Origin of the sequence: Actinoallomurus liliacearum (assembly GCF_039542035.1) — a bacterium.
Classification (GTDB): Bacteria; Actinomycetota; Actinomycetes; order Streptosporangiales; family Streptosporangiaceae; genus Actinoallomurus; species Actinoallomurus liliacearum.
The window spans coordinates 153,637-172,557 of the sequence record NZ_BAABHJ010000039.1; the positions used below are offsets into that span (position 1 = coordinate 153,637).

At 69.9% G+C, this 18,921-nt stretch carries 20 protein-coding genes; 7 read left to right on the forward strand and 13 right to left on the reverse strand.

The window, feature by feature from the left end; translation table 11 throughout:
* Positions 1–146 precede the first annotated feature (146 nt).
* Together ABD978_RS38170 and ABD978_RS38175 are read left to right on the forward strand one after the other, a co-directional pair.
* Complete coding sequence (locus tag ABD978_RS38170; RefSeq protein WP_345365540.1) at positions 147–1,433, forward strand: HAMP domain-containing sensor histidine kinase; 1,287 nt, start codon at positions 147–149, stop codon at positions 1,431–1,433.
* A 143-nt stretch (positions 1,434–1,576) separates the two neighbouring features.
* On the forward strand, positions 1,577–2,488 hold the full coding sequence (locus tag ABD978_RS38175) for an isocitrate lyase/PEP mutase family protein (RefSeq protein ID WP_345365542.1): 912 nt from the start codon (positions 1,577–1,579) through the stop codon (positions 2,486–2,488).
* 166 nt (positions 2,489–2,654) lie between these two features.
* Here ABD978_RS38175 and ABD978_RS38180 read toward each other — a convergent pair whose 3' ends face one another.
* The 5 genes from ABD978_RS38180 to ABD978_RS38200 form a co-directional block, all read right to left on the reverse strand.
* Entirely contained in the window at positions 2,655–3,413 is a 759-nt protein-coding gene (locus ABD978_RS38180; protein ID WP_345365544.1) for a sulfite exporter TauE/SafE family protein, read from the reverse strand.
* Positions 3,410–4,321, reverse strand: a complete 912-nt coding sequence (locus ABD978_RS38185) for an isocitrate lyase/PEP mutase family protein (RefSeq protein WP_345365546.1) — start codon at positions 4,319–4,321, stop codon at positions 3,410–3,412. Before ABD978_RS38185 ends, ABD978_RS38180 begins: the two co-directional genes overlap by 4 nt.
* Before the next feature lie 60 nt (positions 4,322–4,381).
* The gene (locus ABD978_RS38190; protein ID WP_345365548.1) at positions 4,382–5,320 is read right to left on the reverse strand and encodes a M48 family metalloprotease; all 939 of its coding nucleotides are present in this window, start codon (positions 5,318–5,320) and stop codon (positions 4,382–4,384) included.
* Positions 5,317–5,703: a BlaI/MecI/CopY family transcriptional regulator gene (locus tag ABD978_RS38195; protein ID WP_345365550.1), complete on the reverse strand. Its 387-nt coding sequence runs from the start codon at positions 5,701–5,703 to the stop codon at positions 5,317–5,319. The genes ABD978_RS38190 and ABD978_RS38195 overlap by 4 nt, the downstream gene beginning before the upstream one ends.
* 1,203 nt (positions 5,704–6,906) lie before the next feature.
* A complete protein-coding gene (locus ABD978_RS38200) occupies positions 6,907–7,335 on the reverse strand; it encodes a hypothetical protein (protein WP_345365552.1) in 429 nt (142 codons plus the stop codon).
* 270 nt (positions 7,336–7,605) lie between these two features.
* On the opposite strand from ABD978_RS38200, the gene ABD978_RS38205 reads away from it, so the two are divergent.
* Positions 7,606–7,878 (forward strand): hypothetical protein, encoded by a 273-nt coding sequence (locus ABD978_RS38205; protein ID WP_345365554.1) that lies wholly within the window; start codon positions 7,606–7,608, stop codon positions 7,876–7,878.
* Between the two features lie 609 nt (positions 7,879–8,487).
* Here the strand turns inward: ABD978_RS38205 and ABD978_RS38210 are convergent.
* Both ABD978_RS38210 and ABD978_RS38215 read right to left on the reverse strand, forming a co-directional pair.
* Positions 8,488–8,694 carry a hypothetical protein gene (locus tag ABD978_RS38210; protein WP_345365556.1) on the reverse strand — a complete coding sequence of 69 codons (207 nt, stop codon included), beginning with the start codon at positions 8,692–8,694 and terminating at the stop codon, positions 8,488–8,490.
* Positions 8,695–8,740: 46 nt separating this feature from the next.
* Positions 8,741–9,346, reverse strand: coding sequence for a GmrSD restriction endonuclease domain-containing protein (locus ABD978_RS38215; RefSeq protein WP_345365558.1), 606 nt, complete (start codon positions 9,344–9,346; stop codon positions 8,741–8,743).
* A 204-nt stretch (positions 9,347–9,550) separates the two neighbouring features.
* Here ABD978_RS38215 and ABD978_RS38220 point away from each other — a divergent pair, with 204 nt between their 5' ends.
* Positions 9,551–9,790 (forward strand): hypothetical protein, encoded by a 240-nt coding sequence (locus tag ABD978_RS38220; RefSeq protein ID WP_345365560.1) that lies wholly within the window; start codon positions 9,551–9,553, stop codon positions 9,788–9,790.
* A gap of 15 nt (positions 9,791–9,805) precedes the next feature.
* Here the strand turns inward: ABD978_RS38220 and ABD978_RS38225 are convergent, their stop codons facing one another.
* From ABD978_RS38225 to ABD978_RS38235, 3 genes are read right to left on the reverse strand one after another with little or no spacing between them, the layout of a single operon-like run.
* Complete coding sequence (locus tag ABD978_RS38225) at positions 9,806–10,762, reverse strand: phosphotransferase family protein (RefSeq protein ID WP_345365562.1); 957 nt, start codon at positions 10,760–10,762, stop codon at positions 9,806–9,808.
* 26 nt (positions 10,763–10,788) lie between these two features.
* Positions 10,789–11,946 carry an NsdA family TPR-like regulatory protein gene (locus ABD978_RS38230; RefSeq protein WP_486303915.1) on the reverse strand — a complete coding sequence of 386 codons (1,158 nt, stop codon included), beginning with the start codon at positions 11,944–11,946 and terminating at the stop codon, positions 10,789–10,791.
* Positions 11,862–12,101, reverse strand: coding sequence for a hypothetical protein (locus ABD978_RS38235; protein ID WP_345365566.1), 240 nt, complete (start codon positions 12,099–12,101; stop codon positions 11,862–11,864). Before ABD978_RS38235 ends, ABD978_RS38230 begins: the two co-directional genes overlap by 85 nt.
* A gap of 109 nt (positions 12,102–12,210) precedes the next feature.
* Between ABD978_RS38235 and ABD978_RS38240 the strand changes: the two genes are divergently transcribed.
* From ABD978_RS38240 to ABD978_RS38250, 3 genes are read left to right on the forward strand one after another with little or no spacing between them, the layout of a single operon-like run.
* Positions 12,211–14,067, forward strand: coding sequence for a hypothetical protein (locus ABD978_RS38240; protein ID WP_345365568.1), 1,857 nt, complete (start codon positions 12,211–12,213; stop codon positions 14,065–14,067).
* Positions 14,060–14,737, forward strand: coding sequence for an SDR family NAD(P)-dependent oxidoreductase (locus ABD978_RS38245; protein ID WP_345365570.1), 678 nt, complete (start codon positions 14,060–14,062; stop codon positions 14,735–14,737). The genes ABD978_RS38240 and ABD978_RS38245 overlap by 8 nt, the downstream gene beginning before the upstream one ends.
* Positions 14,730–15,974, forward strand: a complete 1,245-nt coding sequence (locus ABD978_RS38250; protein WP_345365572.1) for an AMP-binding protein — start codon at positions 14,730–14,732, stop codon at positions 15,972–15,974. Before ABD978_RS38245 ends, ABD978_RS38250 begins: the two co-directional genes overlap by 8 nt.
* A 113-nt stretch (positions 15,975–16,087) precedes the next feature.
* On the opposite strand, the gene ABD978_RS38255 is transcribed toward ABD978_RS38250, so the two are convergent.
* Genes ABD978_RS38255 through ABD978_RS38265 form a run of 3 tightly spaced genes read right to left on the reverse strand, consistent with a single transcriptional unit; the run spans position 16,088 to position 18,912 of the window.
* A complete protein-coding gene (locus ABD978_RS38255) occupies positions 16,088–16,498 on the reverse strand; it encodes an NUDIX domain-containing protein (RefSeq protein WP_345365713.1) in 411 nt (136 codons plus the stop codon).
* A 9-nt stretch (positions 16,499–16,507) separates the two neighbouring features.
* Complete coding sequence (locus ABD978_RS38260) at positions 16,508–16,864, reverse strand: hypothetical protein (RefSeq protein WP_345365574.1); 357 nt, start codon at positions 16,862–16,864, stop codon at positions 16,508–16,510.
* Entirely contained in the window at positions 16,861–18,912 is a 2,052-nt protein-coding gene (locus tag ABD978_RS38265; RefSeq protein WP_345365576.1) for a tetratricopeptide repeat protein, read from the reverse strand. Before ABD978_RS38265 ends, ABD978_RS38260 begins: the two co-directional genes overlap by 4 nt.
* Between the last annotated feature and the right edge of the window lie 9 nt (positions 18,913–18,921).

Genomic DNA, 18,921 nt, shown 5'->3' on the forward strand with positions numbered 1-18,921 from the left:
ACCCGACGCTAGGAACCTCCCGGTTAGCCGACCTGGCCCCGATGGCTAGACAACGGCAAAATCAGTGGTCGGAGCGGTCCCATCGGCGACTGTGACGGCAGACTGGCAGCAGGCCCGCAATCGGCAGTCGCTTGAAGGGGACGGGCGTGCGCAGACGCATCGTGACCTTGGCGGTGCTGGCCGCCGTCCTGGCGATCAGCCTGTTCGGCGTGCCGTTCGCCATCGGCCTGGCGCGCTCGTACATCGCCGATGAGCGAGCGGAACTGTCGCGGCTGGTCACGGGCGCGACTGTCGCGGTGGCGCCCGCGCAGTTGGCCGGAGGCGATCCCATCGAGTTGCCCCGCACCGAACCCGACATGACCCTCGGCGTCTACGACGCCTCCGGGCGAAAGATCACCGGTCGCGGACCGGTCCACGCCGACGGAGCGGTCCGTGCGGCGCTGCGCGGTAGTGCAGCCAACGAATCCAGGGGGCCCGACATCGTCGTCGCCGTGCCGGTCGCGGACAACGAACGCGTCACCGGTGCGATCCGCGCGGCCACCGGCAAGCAGGTCGTCTACCGGCGCATCGCGCGGACCTGGCTCATCATGCTGGGGGTCGCCCTACTGGCGGTCGGCCTCACCGCGATCCTCGCCCAGCGCCAGGCCCGGCGCCTGGCCCGGCCGCTGGAGGAGATGTCGGCCGACGCCCAGCGACTCAGCGACGGCGACCTGAGCGTACGGACCCGGCCCAGCGGAATCCCCGAGATCGACTCGGTCTCCGCCAGCCTCAACGCCACCGCCGAACGCCTCGGCGACCTGCTCGCCCGTGAACGTGCCTTCTCCGCCGATGCGTCCCACCAACTGCGCACACCGCTGACCGGCCTGCGGCTCACCCTCGAGGCCATGCGGGACACCCCGGCGGGGGCCTCCGAGAAGGCGATCACCACGGCCATCGCCGCGACGAATCGCCTCCAGACGATCATCGACGATCTGCTCGCCCTGGCGCGCGACGTCCCCGATCACAGCGGGACCCTCGACGCCAAGGTCCTCATCGACGAGATCCGCCAGAACTGGCACGCCGGCCTGGCCGCCCACGGCCGCCCGCTGCGCCTGACCATCGAACCGGACCCACCGTCCGCCCACGCCTCCACCGCGGCCGTCCGCCAGATCCTCAACGTCCTGATCGACAACGCCGCACGACACGGCGCGGGCCCGGTCACGGTCAGCGTCCGCGACGCCGGGGACGCCCTCGCCGTCGACGTCGTCGACGAGGGCCCCGGCATCAGCCGGCCTCCGGACGAGATCTTCCGCCGCCGCGCGGCAGGGACCCCCGGACACGGCATCGGCCTGGCCATGGCCCGCAGTCTCGCCGAGGCCGAAGGCGGTCGCCTGCTCCTGACCCGCCCCGTGCCCGCGACGTTCACCCTCCTGCTCCCACTGGCGCGGGACTGAGCGGGGTACGGCCGTGACGGCGCGCGAGTCCGCCGCCGAGCGCATTTTGCCGTCGTCTAGCCATCGGAATCGAGTCCGCTAACCGCGAGCTTCCTAGCTTGAGGGGTGGGATGGGAAACGCATCCATGTCTCGGGGGGGAACCATGGATTCGACAACGCAAGACAGGCTCACCGGCTCACTGTCCGAGACGGCGCGGCCCGGGGAACGATTGCGCCAGGCGATCGCCTCGCCGGAGGTCACGGCGCTGATCGGGATATTCGACATGCTCTCGGCTTCGGTGGCGGCCCGGCACTACAACGGCCTGTTCGTCTCCGGATTCGGGTTCTCGGCCTCGTACTACGGGCTTCCCGACATCGGCTTCATCGCCTGGCCCGACATGGTGAACTTCGTCCAGCGGCTGCGGCTGGCCTTTCCCGCTCATCACCTCCTGGTCGACATCGACGACGGTTACGCCGACCCGGAGGTCGCCTGCCACGTCGTCCGGCAGCTGGAAGCGATCGGCGCCTCCGGAGTGATCCTGGAGGATCAGAAGCGGCCACGGCGCTGCGGTCACGCCGAAGGAAAACAGATCCTCCCACTCGAGGAGTACCTCGAGAAGCTGACCCTCGTACTGCGGACGCGCGGCGACCTGGTCGTGGTCGCCCGTACCGACGCCACCGAAGAACCCGAGATACTACGCCGCGCGGCCGCGCTCGCGGCCACCGACGCGGATGCCGTGCTGGTCGACGGCATACCCGCCGCCGAGCTGATCACCAAGGTCCGGGCCGTCGTCCAGGGCAAGCCGCTGCTGTTCAACCAGATGGCCGGCGGGAAGTCTCCCCGGCTGTCGCTCCCCGAACTGGGGGAACTCGGGGTCGACGTTGCCATCTACAGCGCGCCCTGCCTCTTCGCCGCGCAGGAGGCGATCGACAGGGATCTCGTCGCGCTGAAGGAACGCGAGGGGCGGCTTCCCGAGCCGCGCCCGGGCGCGGTCGGCGTGGCCGCCGCGACCGCCCTCCTCGAACGCAACATCAGCCGGCATCAGCCGCGTTCTCACGTTCCCCCGCAGGCCTGAGCGCTCACCCGGTGCCCCGATCGGCGGAAGCGTCATTGGCGAGTATGCAGGCGATGGCCTGGTCGATCGGGAGCTGGCACCCTCGTCGAACACCGTGAGAGAAGCTGAACCTCGGCTACCTGGTGGCCGAGCTGTGCTTCGCCGTCTACCTCGCGGTCTCGCGTGTCTACTTCCGGATGAGCACGAGGTTCGCGATGGCGGTGAGTCCTGCCGTCACGATCACGCTTCGAAGTACAGCGGGTGGTAGCCGTCGGCCAATGCCTGCGCCGATGTGGCCTCCGAGGAGGGAGCCGATGGCGATGCAGCCGACGGCCGGCCAGGCGATCGGGGCGGCCGCGAGGAAGATGATCGCTGCGGTCAGGTTGACCAGGCCGACCAAGACGTTCTTCATCGCGTTGAGCCGTTGCAGGTCATCGGGGAGGCACAGGCTGAGGGTGGCGATGAGCAGCACGCCTTGGGCGGCGCCGAAGTATCCGCCGTAGGCGCCGCATCCGGCGACGGCCAGCGCCGGGACGGGCCCCGTGCCGTAGTGGTGCCGGTCACTGGCCGCCATGCGGCGTGCCGTTCGCGGCTGGATGACGACCAGGACGAGCGCGGCCGTGACGAGGACGGGGACCGCCGCGGAGAAGACGGACGCGGGCAGCGTCAGCAGCAGCAGACCACCCAGCGTGCCTCCCAGGAGGGAGGCCACTACCAGTCTGGTGAGGCGCATGCGCTGGCCTGCGAGCTCGCTCCGGTACCCGTAGGCACCCGACAGTGATCCGGGTATGAGCCCCAGGGTGTTGGACACGTTCGCCGTGACCGGTGGATAGCCGAGGGCGAGCAGGGTCGGGAACGTGATGAGCGTTCCGGATCCCACGACCGTGTTGATCGCTCCGGCGGCGACACCGGCCAAGGTGGTGGCGATCGCCTGTGCCGGAGTCACAGCGCGGCCTGGACGGGTGGCTGCGCCTTGGGGTGATGGCGGCTGATGTTGTCTTCGAGCAACTCGGTGGAGGCCGCCACGCCGATAGCGCCCGGGCGCGGGTCGGCGAGCCGCCCCTGGCGTTGCTTCAGCCCGATCAGCGCTTGGTCGATGGCCTCTTGGGCGGCGAACAGGCAGGGGGTGCTGTAGATCGCGACGTTCACCCCAAGCGCCTGCAACTCCGGTAGGGACAGCCTGGGCGACTTCCCGCCGGCGATCTGGTTGAACAGCAGAGGCTTGTCTCCGACGACCGAACGGACCCTGGCGATCTGATCGGCGGTGCGAACGCCGTCGACGAGGACGACGTCGGCGTCGGTCGCGGCCAGCGCCTGGGCCCGACGCATGATGTCGGCCTCGTCGGTGGCGTCGGTACGCGCTACCACCACCAGATCGCGGCGGGTGTCCAGGACCATCTCCAGCTTCGTCAGATACTCCTCCAGAGGAAGGACCTGCTTGCCGTCGGCGTGGCCGCACCGGCGGGGACGTTTTTGGTCCTCCAGGATTACGCCGGAGGCGCCGATCGCTTCCAGGTGCTCGACTACGTGACAGGCGACCTCCGGGTCGCCGTACCCGTCATCGATGTCGACCAGCAGATGCTGGCGGGGGAAGGCCAGCCGCAGCCGCTGGACGAATCCGACGATGTCGGGCCAGGCGATGAATCCGATGTCCGGCAGGCCGTAGTAGGAGGCCGCGAACCCGAATCCGGAGACGAACAAGCCGTCGTAGTGCCGGGCCGCGACCGACGCCGAGAACATGTCGAAGACCCCGATCAGCGGGGTGATCTCCTCGGCGGCGATCGCAGCGCGCAACCGCCGGCCCGGGCTGACGGCCGTGTGCGGCATCTGGGCGAGGAGCTGAGATTGCACCATTGAGGACTCCTTGATCACCTTTTGTTGGTCGCCCGCGCTTTCGCGGAGGTCAGGTGGCCGTCAGGTGGCCGTCGGCGCGGCCAGGATCGCTTCTTGCAGGTCGGTCGTGGCGTCTAGCGCGCCGGCGGCCGAGACGGCCAGGCACGAGACCAGAACGAGTGCGGTCAGATGGCTGCACAGGCCGCGCATCGGATCGGCCTCCCGCAGGTCCAGCAGGGCGGCGACCCGCCGCGGAACCGGGCCGGATGCGATCCGTGCCAAAGGTGCGGAATGACGGGTGTGCGAAGTGAGCGCGGCCCTGCCGATCGCCTTGGCCGCCAGTGCCCGGTCACCGACTTCCGCAGCGGCGTCCTCGTCGGCCCATCGCTCTACGCAGTACGACACGGTCTCCCCCAGCGAGCGCAGCGGAGGGTGACAGGCCGCGGCCAACTCGGCGGCCAGCAGGAACCGGTGATGCCCGTGACGTAGGTGCGATCGTTCATGGGCCAGCAGGACACGACGCTCACACGGCCTCAAATGCCGGAGCATTCCGCCAGTGATGATCACCCGTCCGGGACGGCCGGGCAACGCGTAGGCGTCGACGTCGACGTCGGGCACTACGGTCACATCACCGTGTACCGGGTACCGCACCGCCCGCGCCCAGGCCTCACGCCGCACGCTCCGATGCCGCCGTGCGACACGCAAAAGGCCGCCGGCCATGCCCAGCAGCAGCGCCCCCGCAAGGCAGGAACCGAACGGCCAGACGCCCACCGGCAGCCACCGCGTGATCCCAGGCGGAATCGGCACCACACTCGCCATGGCCGGAACCTGCAGCAGGCCGGCGACCAGGAGCACCACCAACGCCACGACCGTGCACACCGCCAGGCTCATCGACGAGATCGTCAACACCCACACCGCCAGGCGTGGCCGCATGCGCTCTTCCAGCCGCCACGGTCCGGCAAGCCGGAACACCACGGCGAGGATCAGCGGAGCCAGCAAGGGCACCCACACCGCGATCACGATGACCCGCCCCCCTCGCCCGGATCCTCACCCAGCAGTGACCGCAACAGGCGCTCGTCGGTGCTGCTCAGGCTTGAGACGAACCGGGCCAGCACGGTCCGCCGGTCGCGTCCCTTGCCCAGCTCCGTGTGCATCCGGCGTGCGACCAGCCCATCACTGTCATGCACCGGCGTGTAGAACAACGACCGCCCTGACCTCCGCCGGTCCACCGCCCCCTTGTCGTGCAACCTGGAGAGGATCGTCGCGACCGTCGTCCGGGCCAGACGACCACCCAGCCGTCGTTGAACCTCGGCAGGCGTCAACGGCTCGGCCGACGCCCACAACGCGGCGAGCACCTCCGCCTCCAACACACCCGCCGCGCGGCGACTCCGCATCTCCGACATCCACCCACCTTTGTCGCTCAGAGTAGTTGGATGACTACACTAACGTAGACGGTCTACAGAGTCGTAGACATCCAGCGCGTTCGGCGAGTCCTTCGTTCAGCCAGATGGCCGCAAGCCCGCCTCCCAGGGGCGACGGTCGGCCGGTCGGCGGCGGCCACAGCGCGGTCACCTTGCTACGCCGCTGGCCGGTGAGCGCAGCGGGGGTCCCACCGGCCGCCGTGGATCCTGCTCGGCACCGTCATCGGCACCCAGGCCCTCGCCACCGCGACCGCCCTCACCGGCTTCCTGATGCGCCCCATCGACTGGGACCTCCTCAGCCTGTCCTGGGGCTGGGCACTCGCCGCAGTCCTCACCCTGGACCCGATCAAGCTAACCGCCTACCGCATCCTCGAACGGCGCGGCAGGTCAGCGTCTGACAACCCCGAGCCCGCCGCTGCCTGTCACCGGCATCCCGGCCCCAGCTTCAGCCAACAAGCCACGCCCGACCGGCCGACGTCAGGCCGTACTCAGGCGAGACCAAGATCGACACTTCTGGCGTGGCGCGCTCATGAGCCACCCGAGGTCAGGACGGACTCCAACGCTGCTGATTCATGGGTAAGGCGGCGCTCGATTGCTCATGATCAACCGGAAATCAGGCACCGATCCGTTGTTTAGCTCCAACATCGCCGCACGTAGATGCCCTGCGCTTGCTCACGGATCGGCGGATCCTACAAGGAGTTCCGTCAGATCCGGACCGCCTGGACCGGGCAAGGCGGGTCAGACCCAGAACACGACGACTGCTCCCGTCCGGCGGCCACGCCCTCGTAACCGGCCATGAGCGCGGCAGACGCCTTCGACTCGGCTTCAAGCGCAGGGTCGTTAGCAGGGAGCCCCGATCGCGCGCGGGATCGAGAATCGAGACCGTTCCGTCGGCGCTGGGTAAGAAGATGGCCCGCATGCCTCACACCACTCCTCCACCGATCGTGGACATCACCGAAGACATTCCCGAACTGGCCGCCCACGCTCGCACCGCCGTCCGCCTGCACCCTCGGCCAGGCACCCCAGGCCCAGACGGCAGCAGCATCGGAGGACCGCTCAGGTGGGGACTGTACGGTTAACTGGACAGTTCCTATCAGCGGCGCTCCGCCCCGCCAGTTGGGCCGACGGGGCGGATTCGCCAACAGTGTCCTCGCGGAGGGCGGGGCGGCTTGATCGGGTCCGGGATCAGTAGACCGGGTGGATCGTGCGGCTCGTAGCTGCGTAGAAGTACTTCGAGCTGTAGTGATGGATCCGGTAGTACCAGCCGGAGTGCGGCGCGGACTGCAGCACGAACCGGACGTCGCCGTAGCGGTCCGTCATCCGGCAGGTCAACTTGTGCCAGTTGCCGCCCCGAGTCGACTTGCGCTGCAGACACAGGCTGGTGCCCTTCAGCGGGATCAGCGCGTCGTGGGCGGTGTTGAACGCCGTAGCGGCGATGGCGAGCGCTGACTTCTTCGGGTTCGGGTTGTTGTCGTATACCCAGGACGGCTTGGCGCTCGCCCCGTTCGGTCCGCTGATCAGCATGTGGTGTCGGGTCGCTGCGGACGCGGTGCCGGCGGTGAGGGGAAATGCGAGGGCGGCGGCGGTGATGGTTGCGGTGAGGGTTCGGCGCATGGGGACTCCTGCAATTCGGGTGCAGGGGAATGACGCGCCGTCCTGGGCGACCGGTTGCGTTACCGTCCGAATCCGGTCAGCTCCCGACACGCCGATTATCGTTGCTGCCCAGCCTCCAGAGACGCTTTAAGCGCGCGTGGGGTTGCCCTCTCCAATCGTCTCCCGCCTTGGCCGTCCGGGTCTGGCCAGAGCCATGCGCCGACCGTCCGGTAGCCGGTAGAACACAGCTTGTTCCCGAATCCCCCGCTTCGCACTCGCCGAAGGAGTCGAATGCTGAAGAACCTCGCGGTCACCGTTGCGGCTGCCGCGATCATCGGTGGCGGTATCTCCGCCGTCGCCGCGCCGGCGAATGCCGCCCCCGCGATCTCGACGGCGCGCTGCCACGCGCACAAGGCCGCCGGGACCTCGCACTGGACGTGCATCACGCCAGGCTCGTTCTGCCCGGCTGCGGCGCACAAGCACTACGGGTACGCGTACAAGACGGGGAAGCGGTACCGGTGCGTGAAGTACTCGAACGGCCGGTGGCGGTGGAAGCGCGCCTGATCCGTGGCCGATGAGCAGCGCCCTGTACCCGTCGTTGCGGGTGCGGGGCGCTCCGCGTTGCCCGAGACCGAGTTGACCGGCTTCGAACGTGTCAGATCATCTTCTTCCCGCGGCGTGCGTTTCCCTGTCGTGCCCGAACAGTGTCGATTGGCCCCTTCAAACAGGAGGTGGCCCACGCATTCAGCGTGGACGGACTAGATCAGGGAGAAACACCATGGCGACCAACTCGAACAACAACACCGGCTCGGACCAGCAGCAGTCCCGGCCGTCCCAGGGGCAGTCCGGGCCGTCCGAGGAGCGGTCCGACGCGCCGTGGGACAAGCCGCAGAAGTGACCGGTGACTCCTGTCTTCCCCTGATCTGACCGGGGGAGGCTGAACATGAGCGTCCCGGCGGAACGGCTGCATGCAGCCGTTCCGCCGGGACACTTCTTGTTTCAGTCTTGCTCGGCAGCAGGCCGGAGACCCATTCGGCCGCACCTTCCGATAGGGCGGCACGGCTCCTCGCTTCCGGAGGGTGGTGTCCTGGAAGCAACGTCTATGGATGATCGCGAGTGCTGCCGCCCCGTGGTGAGCCACCGCAGAGCAGCAGCTCACCACGGCGAAACGGATCAGCCTTCTGGGCGGTGTAACACCCCAAGAAGTGCCTGGTGGACCGCCTGGTGGTCGCGTCCGTCATGCAACGTGACGTCAGCGACGCCAAGCCGGTACCACTCCTCGGCGCCCGCGTAGCGAACCTGGACCGCCACGGCCCCGCCGGGGCTACAGGTGGTGCGCAGTTCGAGGTTGCCGGTGATGACGCCGACATCGTCGGTCATCACCCCGCCCGGTGCGGCCGTGAATGGTGACGTTAGCTCGGCCATGTCAGTGACAGGTGTCCAGCATGGTGGTCAGGGCCGTTTCCTCGGGCTGGGTGACGTTGAGGGCGTACAGGTATTTGATGTGCGTCCACATCCGGGCGTAGGTACACCAGTAGGAGGCGGCCGGCGGCTTCCACTGGTCCGGTGACTGGTCGCCCTTGGCTCGGTTGCTGGCGGCCGAGACCGCGATCAGCTGCGGGTCGCTCAGGTCGTTGGCGAAGGCCTTGCGCCGAGGAGTGGTCCAGGCATCGGCGCCGGACCGCCAGGCGTTCGCGAGCGGGACGACGTGGTCGATGTCGACCCCGGCTGCGCTGGCGAGGATCTTGCCGTCGTAGTGGCTGATCCAGGTGCCCGAGACCGCCCGGCACTCGGCGTCGGTGGTGACGCCCTGGCCGTCGCGTTTGAGGACGACCTCGCGGGTGCTGCAGTTGTTGCCCTGCTCGATCCAATGCGGGAACTTCGCCCTGGAGTACCCGGCCATCGAATGCGGCGCGGCGATGGTCAGGTGTGCGAGTTCCTTACGGGCGGTGGCGACCGGCGGCGCTTCGGGCGGGTCCGCCGACGCGGGCGCGGCTGGTGCCAGGACCGCAGCGGTCACGGCGGCCGCCATGACGGCGAAGGCTGATCTGCGGACACGGGGGATGACAGGCACTGGGGAAGGTTCTCCAGGGGCAGGGGCGGAGCGCGTGCCTGCCAAGCATCGCCAGGCGAACACTCTTTGTCAATGAATGACTACCTAGAGTCAGAATCGCGGGCCGGTGCGGTAGGCGGCCCGCGACTTCCTCCGCACCCCTATCGCTAGCCTGTTCGAATCGTGAAGATGTCGGAGATGTTCGCGCCGGTCGTCCGCATCAAGGCGACCGGCCGATACGTCTTCTTGCTCGGCTGGGCGCGCGACAAGAGAGGCGCCTGGCACGCCCACGTCGCCTGGCTCGCGCGAGAGCACGTCCTCTGGCGCGGTGTTGACGTGTGGATGCGTGCCGTCGACCTCGAGCCCGTACCCGGTCAGAACTACCGCCGGGTGCCCCGGTACGTCGAGGAACCCGACTTCTGACCGCCTCCAGCGCGACTACTCCCAACCGGTGCGGTGTACCGTCCAGGCGATCGCCGCACGAGCGGCCCGTCCCTGGTGACTGCGCAGGTGAGGGACTCCCGGCGGCGCTGGCTGACGTGAGCTGCGGGCCCAGTAGCCGGCGAACGCCGCGGCGTAGCTGGTGATGACCGCCGGGTCGGTGTCCCGCCAGGCCGGTACGTCGGCGAGCGCGGCTTCCGCTGCGGCGGGCGTGTGCCCGGCCAGGATCAGGTGAGGGACGAGGTCGACGACATCGAGCCAGGCCGACCCGCGGGCCGGTTGCGCCCAGTCGATCAGGAACGCCCTGCCTTCCGGGTCGATGAGGAGGTTGGAGGTGTTCACGTCGCCGTGGATCAGCGTGTCGCCGGCGGCCGCCGGGAGCCAGGCGGTCTCGAGCGCGGCCAGGTCGTCCAGGTGCCGCCGGGTCCACTCGTCCAAGTCGGTGGGCGGCGTGGCCGCCAGGGTTCCCCAGCCGTGCACGAAGTCGGCGAGTTCGATCTCGGCGGCGGGTGCGTCGACGGGGCAGGGGGTCAGGACGTCGGCCAGGCCGGCGATCGTGGCCACCACCCGAGGAACGTCCGGGGAGCCGGGTGACAGGTCGGCGTGCCGGGCCTCGACGTCGTCCAGGACAAGGACGACCCAGTCGGCGATCTGGCCGTCCCAGTGAAGCCGGGGCGCAGGCGCGGCCGCCGGAAGCGCCCGGGTGGTCGCGGCTTCGTCGCGGTACTTCCCGGCGAGCGGGTGCGCGGCGGGGATGCCCTTGGCAAAGACGCGGCGGCCGTCGGCGAGCTGGAGTCGGGCGGCTAGACCGGGTGTGAAGCCGCCGCCCTGGACGTGGGCGGTGGCGATGTCGCCGAGCAGCTCGGCCAGGCCCTCGCGGAGCGGCGCGGGCAACTCCCCCCAGCGTAGGCGTACGGCTGTGGCGGCCGGCTGCACGGATTGCGGCGTGGTCACGCGCCGATGGTAACCACGCCGCGTGATCATCTCCGGTGATTTCGGTGAAGGGTGCCCGGGAGCAGGTCGTGGGGCAGGGGAGCCAGTTCGCGGCGGATACGCGCCGAGGCGACCGTCGGCAGCTCGTCGCGGATCCGTCCGAGGGTCTGCGCGGCGGCGTCCCGGCGGCCGCGGCGGTACTGGACCCGGGCGAGCCGCGCGGCGATCAGCGCACGGGTGCGGCGCTCGATCGGCCGGCGCGTATTCACGGACGCGGCCAGGTGCCGTTCGGCTTCGGGCAGGTCGCCGAGGCTCGCCAGGAGGGTGCCGGTCTGGTGCTCGAAAGATTCGCGGCGGTAGCCGCCGTACCAGGCGTCCTCGGGGAGGGAGTCGGCGCGCTCGAGGTCGCGTTCTGCGCGGATGAGGACCTGGCGGGCGTCGCGGCCGTCGGCTGCGGCGGCCAGCGCCTCGGCGTGCGCGCCGGTGATCCAGGCGCGGGTGCGTGTCGGGCAGCCGCGCCGGATCCCGGACACCGCGGCCTCGGCCAGGTCGACGGCCCGGTGCGGGTGACCGAGCTCGATCGCCTGGATGGCCATGGACCGCAGCGCGGTCGCGCGCAGCAGCGGGTCGCCGGCCTCTTCGGCCAGGCGCACGGATTCGATGTAGTACCCCTGGCCCAGGCCGTTCGCGCCGGCGTCGACGGCCATCCACCCGGCCAGGTAGGTCAGCTCGGACGCGGCACGGAACAGGTCCGGGCGGGCCCGGCCGGTGGTGCCGCGCAGCAGTGGGCCGACCTCGCCGGCGAGGTATCCGGCGACCGCGGCGCGGGCGTTCCCGCCGCCGTACAGGTCGTCCATATCGGCCAGGTGGCGGGTGGTGGCGCGGATCCGGGCGACGTCGGCCGCGCCGGCGCGGCGGCCGGGCCCGGAGCGGGACAGGATGCGGTGCGGGGCGGTGGGCATCGTGAGGGCGGCCAGGCTGTAGAGGCCGGTGGCCAGTGCAGTTCGGCGGTCCATGTCACTCCTTGCCAGCCGCATCAGCCACGCCACGGGGTCACCTTGCCACGGGTCCGCGCGAATGTCGGTCATCGCCGGGGCATCCCAGCCAAGATCCTCGGCCGTCAGTCCCGGGCGGCCGAGTGCCCGGCGAAGGCCTCGACCGTGATGGGGATCGTCTCGTCGCGCGGGACGACGCCGGCGATCCAGTGCGCGATGGCACCGGCGCCGTAGGTCAGAGGGAGATCGTTCTCGGCCCCGACCGCGTTGATGGCTCCGGCGGCGGCGGCCAGGGTCCATCCGGCCTGGTCGATCGCCGCTCGTAACGCGGGGTTCTGGATGGGGCGGCTTCGCTGACGCGCCATGCCGCCAGCATGCCCACCGATTGCAATGCCTTCAATACGTTCCGACCTTCCGCCCGGACCCGGGGCGCTCTTCACTGACCCCCAAGACCCCTCAAGTCAGGGAGCGCTCATGATCTTCACCAGCACTTACCGCGATCAGACCAGCCTCAGCCGGGACCTGCTCGCGGCGTTCTCCGCCCTCGACCACGCCACCACCGCCGACCTGTCGCCCGACGCGCTGGCCGGCGCGCTCGACCGGCTGCTGCGCCGGCTGGCCGTCCTGGCCTCCCTGCACGGCAGCGACGTGCCCGCCCAGTTCCTGTCCGCCCTGGCCGACGTCGACGCCGGCAGCATCGACCCGGTCGACCTGGCCGCGGCCTACCTCGAACACGGCACCGGCACGATCTCCGGCGAGGCGAGCGAGATCCAGCAGGAGCTCGTCCACTTCTCCCGCATCGTCGACATCGGCCAGCTCGGCCTGCAGGCCGGCGTCGAGGAGCACGCGCTGCGCCGCCTACGCGGCTCCGACCGGCTCCCGGACTCCCTGAAGGTCCTGTCGGAGCTGGTCATCGTGACCCGGGCCCGGCTGGCCCAGCGCGGCCGCCTGCTGCCGACGCCGTGGCTGCGGCCCGACCCCGCCGCCGAGACCGACACCGGCGACGTGACCATCGCCGCGCCGCCGGCGACCCCGGACTACTGGATGGCGGTGCGCTGCGCCCGGCGCCGCCTGCGCCGGCAGTTCCGCTACGAGCTGTCCGCGCTCCTGGAGTACCTGACCCCGGTCGAGGCCGCGCTCGCCTTGTGGGCGCACGCGCACGAGCAGCAGCTGCCCACAGGCGTCGACTTCCTGGTGGTCCAGGCCGACCCGTGCGGCGTCAGCGCGGCCTCCTGGACCTACCAGCCCGGCGCCCGGCCCGAGACCGACGACGTCATCGGCCACGTCGCCCGGCAGCTCCCGACCATCACCACCCTGACGACGGGCCAGAGCACCGTCGTTCCGATGGGCGAGGGCGCCTACCGCATCAGCGCGGACGCGTTCGCAGCCGCCGCCGTGACCGAGCAGACCAGCAACGTCACGGCCGCGACCCTGACCGCGCCACCGGAAACCGGCGCCGTCACGCACCAGGCCATGGCCGAGGAGGCCCGCCTCCTGCTGTCCCGCTACATCGGCCCGGAGCTGGTCAGCATGGAGGCTGGCCACATCCACCTGGACCGGGACCTCGACGTCGACCAGGACACCGGCGTGGCCATCGGCGCCGCGCTGATGGAACTGCTCGCCGAACAGCAGACCTGCCCACCGGTGCTCACGCCGATGATGGACGACGATCACGTCCTGGTCCGGCTCGCCCCGACCACCTACCGCCAGTTCCTGCGGCAGACGTTCGGCGGCGCGCCGATGCACCTGATCTGTGAGTCCTCACCGATCATCCGCGCCATCGTCGTCGCGCTCTATCAGCGGCTGCGCCACTCCAAGCTCGGCAACCGGTTCGACCGCCGCGGCGGCAACCTGTTCCTGCCGCTGCCCGACGGCAGCCACTGCGAGCTGTTCGAGGGCATCGACGGTACGCCGATCACCGGCTGCGTGTTCTTCGAGACCGCGCTGCTGACCTACCGCACCGCCCCCGTACGGTTCGACCAGTACTTCGCCGAGCGGTATGGCCTCACGGTCGGAGTGCACGAGCAGGCCACGCAGATCCTGTCCGGTGACCAGCCGCATGATGAGAAGGTCGCCGAGCTCGGCGAGTACTACCGGCGGTTCGCCGACGTCACCGACCCGCACCGGCCCGACCCGCACATCACCGCGCTCGTGGCCGACGTGCTCGACCAGGCCGCGCCGGTGACCGCGCACCTGAACGTCCTGGAGGACTACTACGAGGTCCAGCAGGGCCGCGTCCGCCAGCTCCTGAAGCTACTCGGCCTGCCGCTGCGGCTGGTCACCGTGCACTTTAACGCCGCCACCGGCCGCGTGGTCCTCTGCGATGAATGACCACGTGCTCGTGCTCACCGGCGGCACCGGGACGGTCGGCGAGCAACTGCTCGCCGCCCTGGTCCCGGCGTGGCCTGGCCAACTGTGCGCGGTCGGCCGGGCCCGCCCGGCCCGGCTACCCGCCGGACACGACTTCCTGCCCTGCGACCTAGCCGACCCAGCCGCCACCACGGCGGCCGCCGAACACCTCGCCGATGGGCTTCCGATCACCGCGCTGGTGTGTGCGGCGGGCGTCGACTCCCGCGCCACCCTGGACGACCTCACCCCGGACGCGTTCACCGCGTGCATGCAGGTGAACTGCCTGGCCCACCTGCAACTGCTGCGCGCCGCCAGCTGGCTGCTGCCGCGTCCGCTGCCCGTCGTGCTCGTCTCCAGCGACGTGGTCGGCGCCCCGGCACCCGGCACACTGATCTACGCCGCGGCCAAAGCCGCCACCGAGGAAGCCTTCCGGCACGCCGCGATCGAAGCGCCCGCACCGGGGATCGCGCTGCTGACCGTCCGGCTCCCCGACATCGGCGTGCCAATGCGCGCGGCCGCCCCCGGCCCGCCACCGCCTCCCCGGACCGCCGGCCAACGCCCGAACGAAGCCCTGGCAGCCGCCGTCGCGGCCATCACCCAGTTCGTCACTCACGAGCACACCGCCCGCACTGAGGAGATATGGCATGCCTGACTGGACGATCTCCACCACCGGCACCGACCCGGCACCCGCGCAGGTCCTCGCCGAGGAAACCCACCTGCCCCTGACCCGCCCGATCAGCCAGCCCAGCGCCTACCTGCTGCACGGATCCGACCAGGCCCGGATCGCCGCGGCCGCGCAGGCCACGCTGCAGGCCGGCCATCGCCTCGTCCTGCTTCCCGGCCCGCCGACCGGCGCCCTGCCCGACGGGACCGTCGTGCAGATCGACGAGCGCCGGGTCCGCGCCGACGCGCACACCGGCGGGGATGTCCGCGGCGGTTGGGACGTGGCGATGTTCACCTCCGGCAGCACCACCGGTACGCCGCGTGGGTACGGGTTCACCCGTGCGCAGCTGGACCAGGTCACCGCCTGGTACGAGCAGATCTACCACGTCACCAAGGACAGCATCATCGTTACGGCGCTCCCGGCCGCCTACAACTTCACCTTCGTCGCAGGCGTTCTCCTCGCCGCCCGGCTCGGCGCCCGCCTGCACCTCAGCCGATCCCTCCCACGGGTCCTCCATGACGCCAAGCACCTGGCCGGTACGGCGGACCGGCTCATCGTCCTGGCCAACCCCGTCATCCTTGACCACGCTCAAGCGGCTGGCCCGCTGCCGCGTCACGTCCTGGTCGACTCCGGCGGCGCGCCGCTCAGCACGACCGCGGTCATGGACTACCGCAACCACGGCATCGACCTCCGCGAGGGCTACGGCCTCACCGAGACCGCCAGCCTCACCCACTTCGACGCCGAAGCCGGCATCAACTCACTCGGAACCGTCGGCACCGAGATGCCCGGCGTACGCACCATCGTCGACACCGCCGGCGGCGAGCCCGTCATCGAGCTCACCAGCCCGACCATCGGCATACCGCTCGACCTCACCGAGCCAGCAGCCGATGACCGGCTACGCACCACCGACCTCGGCCGCCTGGATGACCGCAGCCGGCTCCGGCTGCTCGGCCGCGCGGACGACAACCAAATCGGCGGCCTGTGGCCCCGCGACCTCCTCGACGTCCTGGGACCACTCCTGCGCCGCCGCTGCGCCCTCATCCGCCACCACGGCGGGCAAGCGACCATCCGCCTGCTGTCCGATGTGAGCACCGAGTACGCGACCGCGATCCAGTGCCGCGCGGCCGACGCGCTCGGAATCTCACCCGATGATGTGGCGGTTGCCGGTCAGGGCACCGCGCCGCTGCTCCACTCGGTCAAGCTGAGTCGGGACCCGCAGCGCTGACCTGAGTGTTCGGCAGGGTGACAACCTCTACTAGCGCCCCGACGTCAACGAGAAGCCGCCCCGCACCTCTTTGGAGGGCGGGGCGGGTTCGCGCTATTCGAGGGAAAGCTCGGTCACCAGCCGTGGGCTGTGATGGATGTTCCAGCCAGATCGGCCCTGATGCCGGCGGCCGGGTAGTCGATCGTGTTCGACGGCAGTACGGCCGGGTCGCACCACAAGAGCTTGCCGCATTTGTGGGGTCCGGCGTTATAGGGCTCTCTGTCCCATCGGTTGTTCGCGAAGAACATGCCGACGCGGGCGAGGTCGGGCCGCTGCCGGTGGTGGACGACGGTGGCCAGCCGCAGGCCGGCGGAGTCGATCCGGACGCCGGTCTCCGCGTGGGCTTCGCGGGCGGCGCCGGCGCGAATGGGCTCTCCTTCGTCGAGGTGGCCGCTGGGCAGGTGGAGCATGCCGTCGCAGTATCTGGTGCCCTGGCGTTCCAGGAGCAGGAGCTGCGCGGCTCGGTTCTCCGGCGCGCTACCGATGCGCTGGTATCAGGTCCAGCAGGATTCCGACGACGGCAGTGAACGCCCTTCCGTATCCGGCGGGCGGCGTCGCTGCGGGGCGCTGCGGCCGCCCACTGACGAGCGGCGGCCAAGCTGCTCGCGGGCAAGCGCGCCTGGGTTGCCGGGACTGTTGGCCAGCTGCTCGACGTCCGTACGACGGTATTCGCGGACGCCGAGGATGGTCTTCCGGTGTTGAGGTAGTCCACTGGCCCAGCGGGTGACCTGCCACCGGCTGGCACCGAAGATCTCTCTGACATTGTGTTCAGGCAGCCGCTCCGGGCCTTGCGACTGGAACATGACGATGATCTCTCTCGCGCCTGGAGGGGGTAAGACGAGCGGTTTCATTCGGTCTTGGGGACGAGTCGGCTGGCGACCGTCGCCGCCTCCGCAGCGCCCAACTCCGTGTAGATGGCGTGGGCCTCGCGGAGATGCCGCTGTTCGAGGTCGGGCTTGCCCATGCTGGCGGCCAGGTCGGCGAACTCGATGAGGATTTCGGCCTGCTGCTGGTGGGCGTCGGTAGCCCTACTGAGGTCTAGTGCCTTTTCCAGCGTGTCCAGGGCGGCTTGGTGGTGGCTGAGGAGACGGTGTGCGCGTCCGAGCCGAATCAGACAGCGTGAGCGCAGGTAGCTTTCCTCTGGCCGGACGGCACACCATTGCTCAGCCTCCGTCAGCAGCTCGATTGCCCTGCCGTAGTTCTTCGCTGCCAGGTCGGCTTCGGCTTCGTGACGGGTCATGAGCATGGCCCCGCGTTCGTCGTCGAGGTCGTGGTAGATCTCGCGTGCCGCGTCGAAATGCTCACGGGCGTCGGCATGATCGCCGCAGCCGAGTTCGACCAGGCCGATCAGTTCCAGTGAAGTCGCTTCGGCATGGCGGTGGCTGCTGTCGACTGCCAGGCCCAAAGCTCGGGTGGCGAGAGCTTCTGCGCGGTCGTAGCAGCGCATGCCCAGGAAGGCGCTGGCTTGGCCTTGAAGCATCCGGGCTTGTGCTTCAAGGTCCCCGGCAACGCGAGCGGCTTTGAGACCGGTCTCATACAGGTTGATCCAGGTGTCGTAGTAACGGCGGCGGACGAACAACCCCCAGCACGCTTCGGCGATCTGCCAGGCGAGCGTGTGCAGGCCCCGCTGGTGGGCGACGTTGGCGATGGCCAGCAGGTTGAGGCGCTCGGCCGCGAGCCACTCCAATGCGGTTCTGTCGGTGAGCTGGGCGTCGGGTGCCTCGGTGAAGACACGCCCGAGATACCAACGGCCGGGGATCAGCACCTTCTGGGCGGCGGCCGCCGTGCGCAGGTACCAGTAGGCGCAGCGAACGAACGCCCCGGTCGCATCATCACCGGCTCCGTACTTCTTCGCGGTGGTGCAGGCGTGATCGTGTGCGAGGTCGTGGAAGGAGAAACGGCCTCGCGTCTCGTTGATGAGGTTGGCCTCGGCGAGCTGCTCCATCCGGGGGGTCACGGCCTCAATCGTCGTGTCGGCGAGGACGGCGGCGGCCTCCGGTGTGATGTCGGGTCCGGGGTGGTGGCTCAGCAGCCGGTACAGGCGGCGGGTTTCGTCGTCGGGCAGGTGGTTGTAGGCGCTGTCGAAGATCTCGGTCATGGCTCCGTCGTCGGTGTCGAATGCGGGAAGTGTTAAGCCGTGCGCCAGGCGGGCGATCGGCCAGTCGGGGTGGGTGGCGAGGGTCGCGCCGGTGAGGCAGACGGCCAGGGCAGCTGGCCGCAGGCGTGCACCAGCGTGCGAGCGGCGGCGGTTTCGGCGCCGCGTCGTTCGGGACCGATCAGCGAATCGAGCAGTTCCAGGCAGGCTCTCCTCGAGTGGTCCCAAGGCCAGGGCTCTGGCGCCGTTGACCAGCAGGCCGCCGAGCAGGTCGCGGGCCGTCACGACCATCAGGCAGCCCGGGCCCGGCAACAGCGGCTTGATCTGGGCGGTGGAGGCGGCGTTATCGGCCAGAACCGCGAATCGATTCCCGGCGGTGAGCGAACGGAACAGCGCCGAGCGTTCATCTAGGGAAGCCGGGATCTGTTCAGGTGCGACGCCGAGTGCGCGCAGCCATTCCCCGAGCACGCGTCCGGGTGGGATGGGGCCGCCGCTGGAGTACCCGCGCAGGTCGGCGAAGAGCTGGCCGTCTGGATAGCGGCCGGCCTTTCGATGGAGCCAGGCCAGCGCAAGGGCCGTCTTCCCGGCGCCGCCCGAACCGGCGAGCAGGATCGTCGAGTCGGCCGGCGCGTCGTCGAGGGTCTTACGCACCTCCTCGCGGTCGACCAGCAGCCGGGGGCCACGGGGGAGCTGGCGAGGGGTGATGCGGGCAGCGGGCCGCGTGTGTATGTGGATGTCGCCGCGGATGGCGCGGGCCTGCACCACTGCGCCTACGGTCGCGTTGCTGATGTGGTTACCTGTCATCTTGGTTTT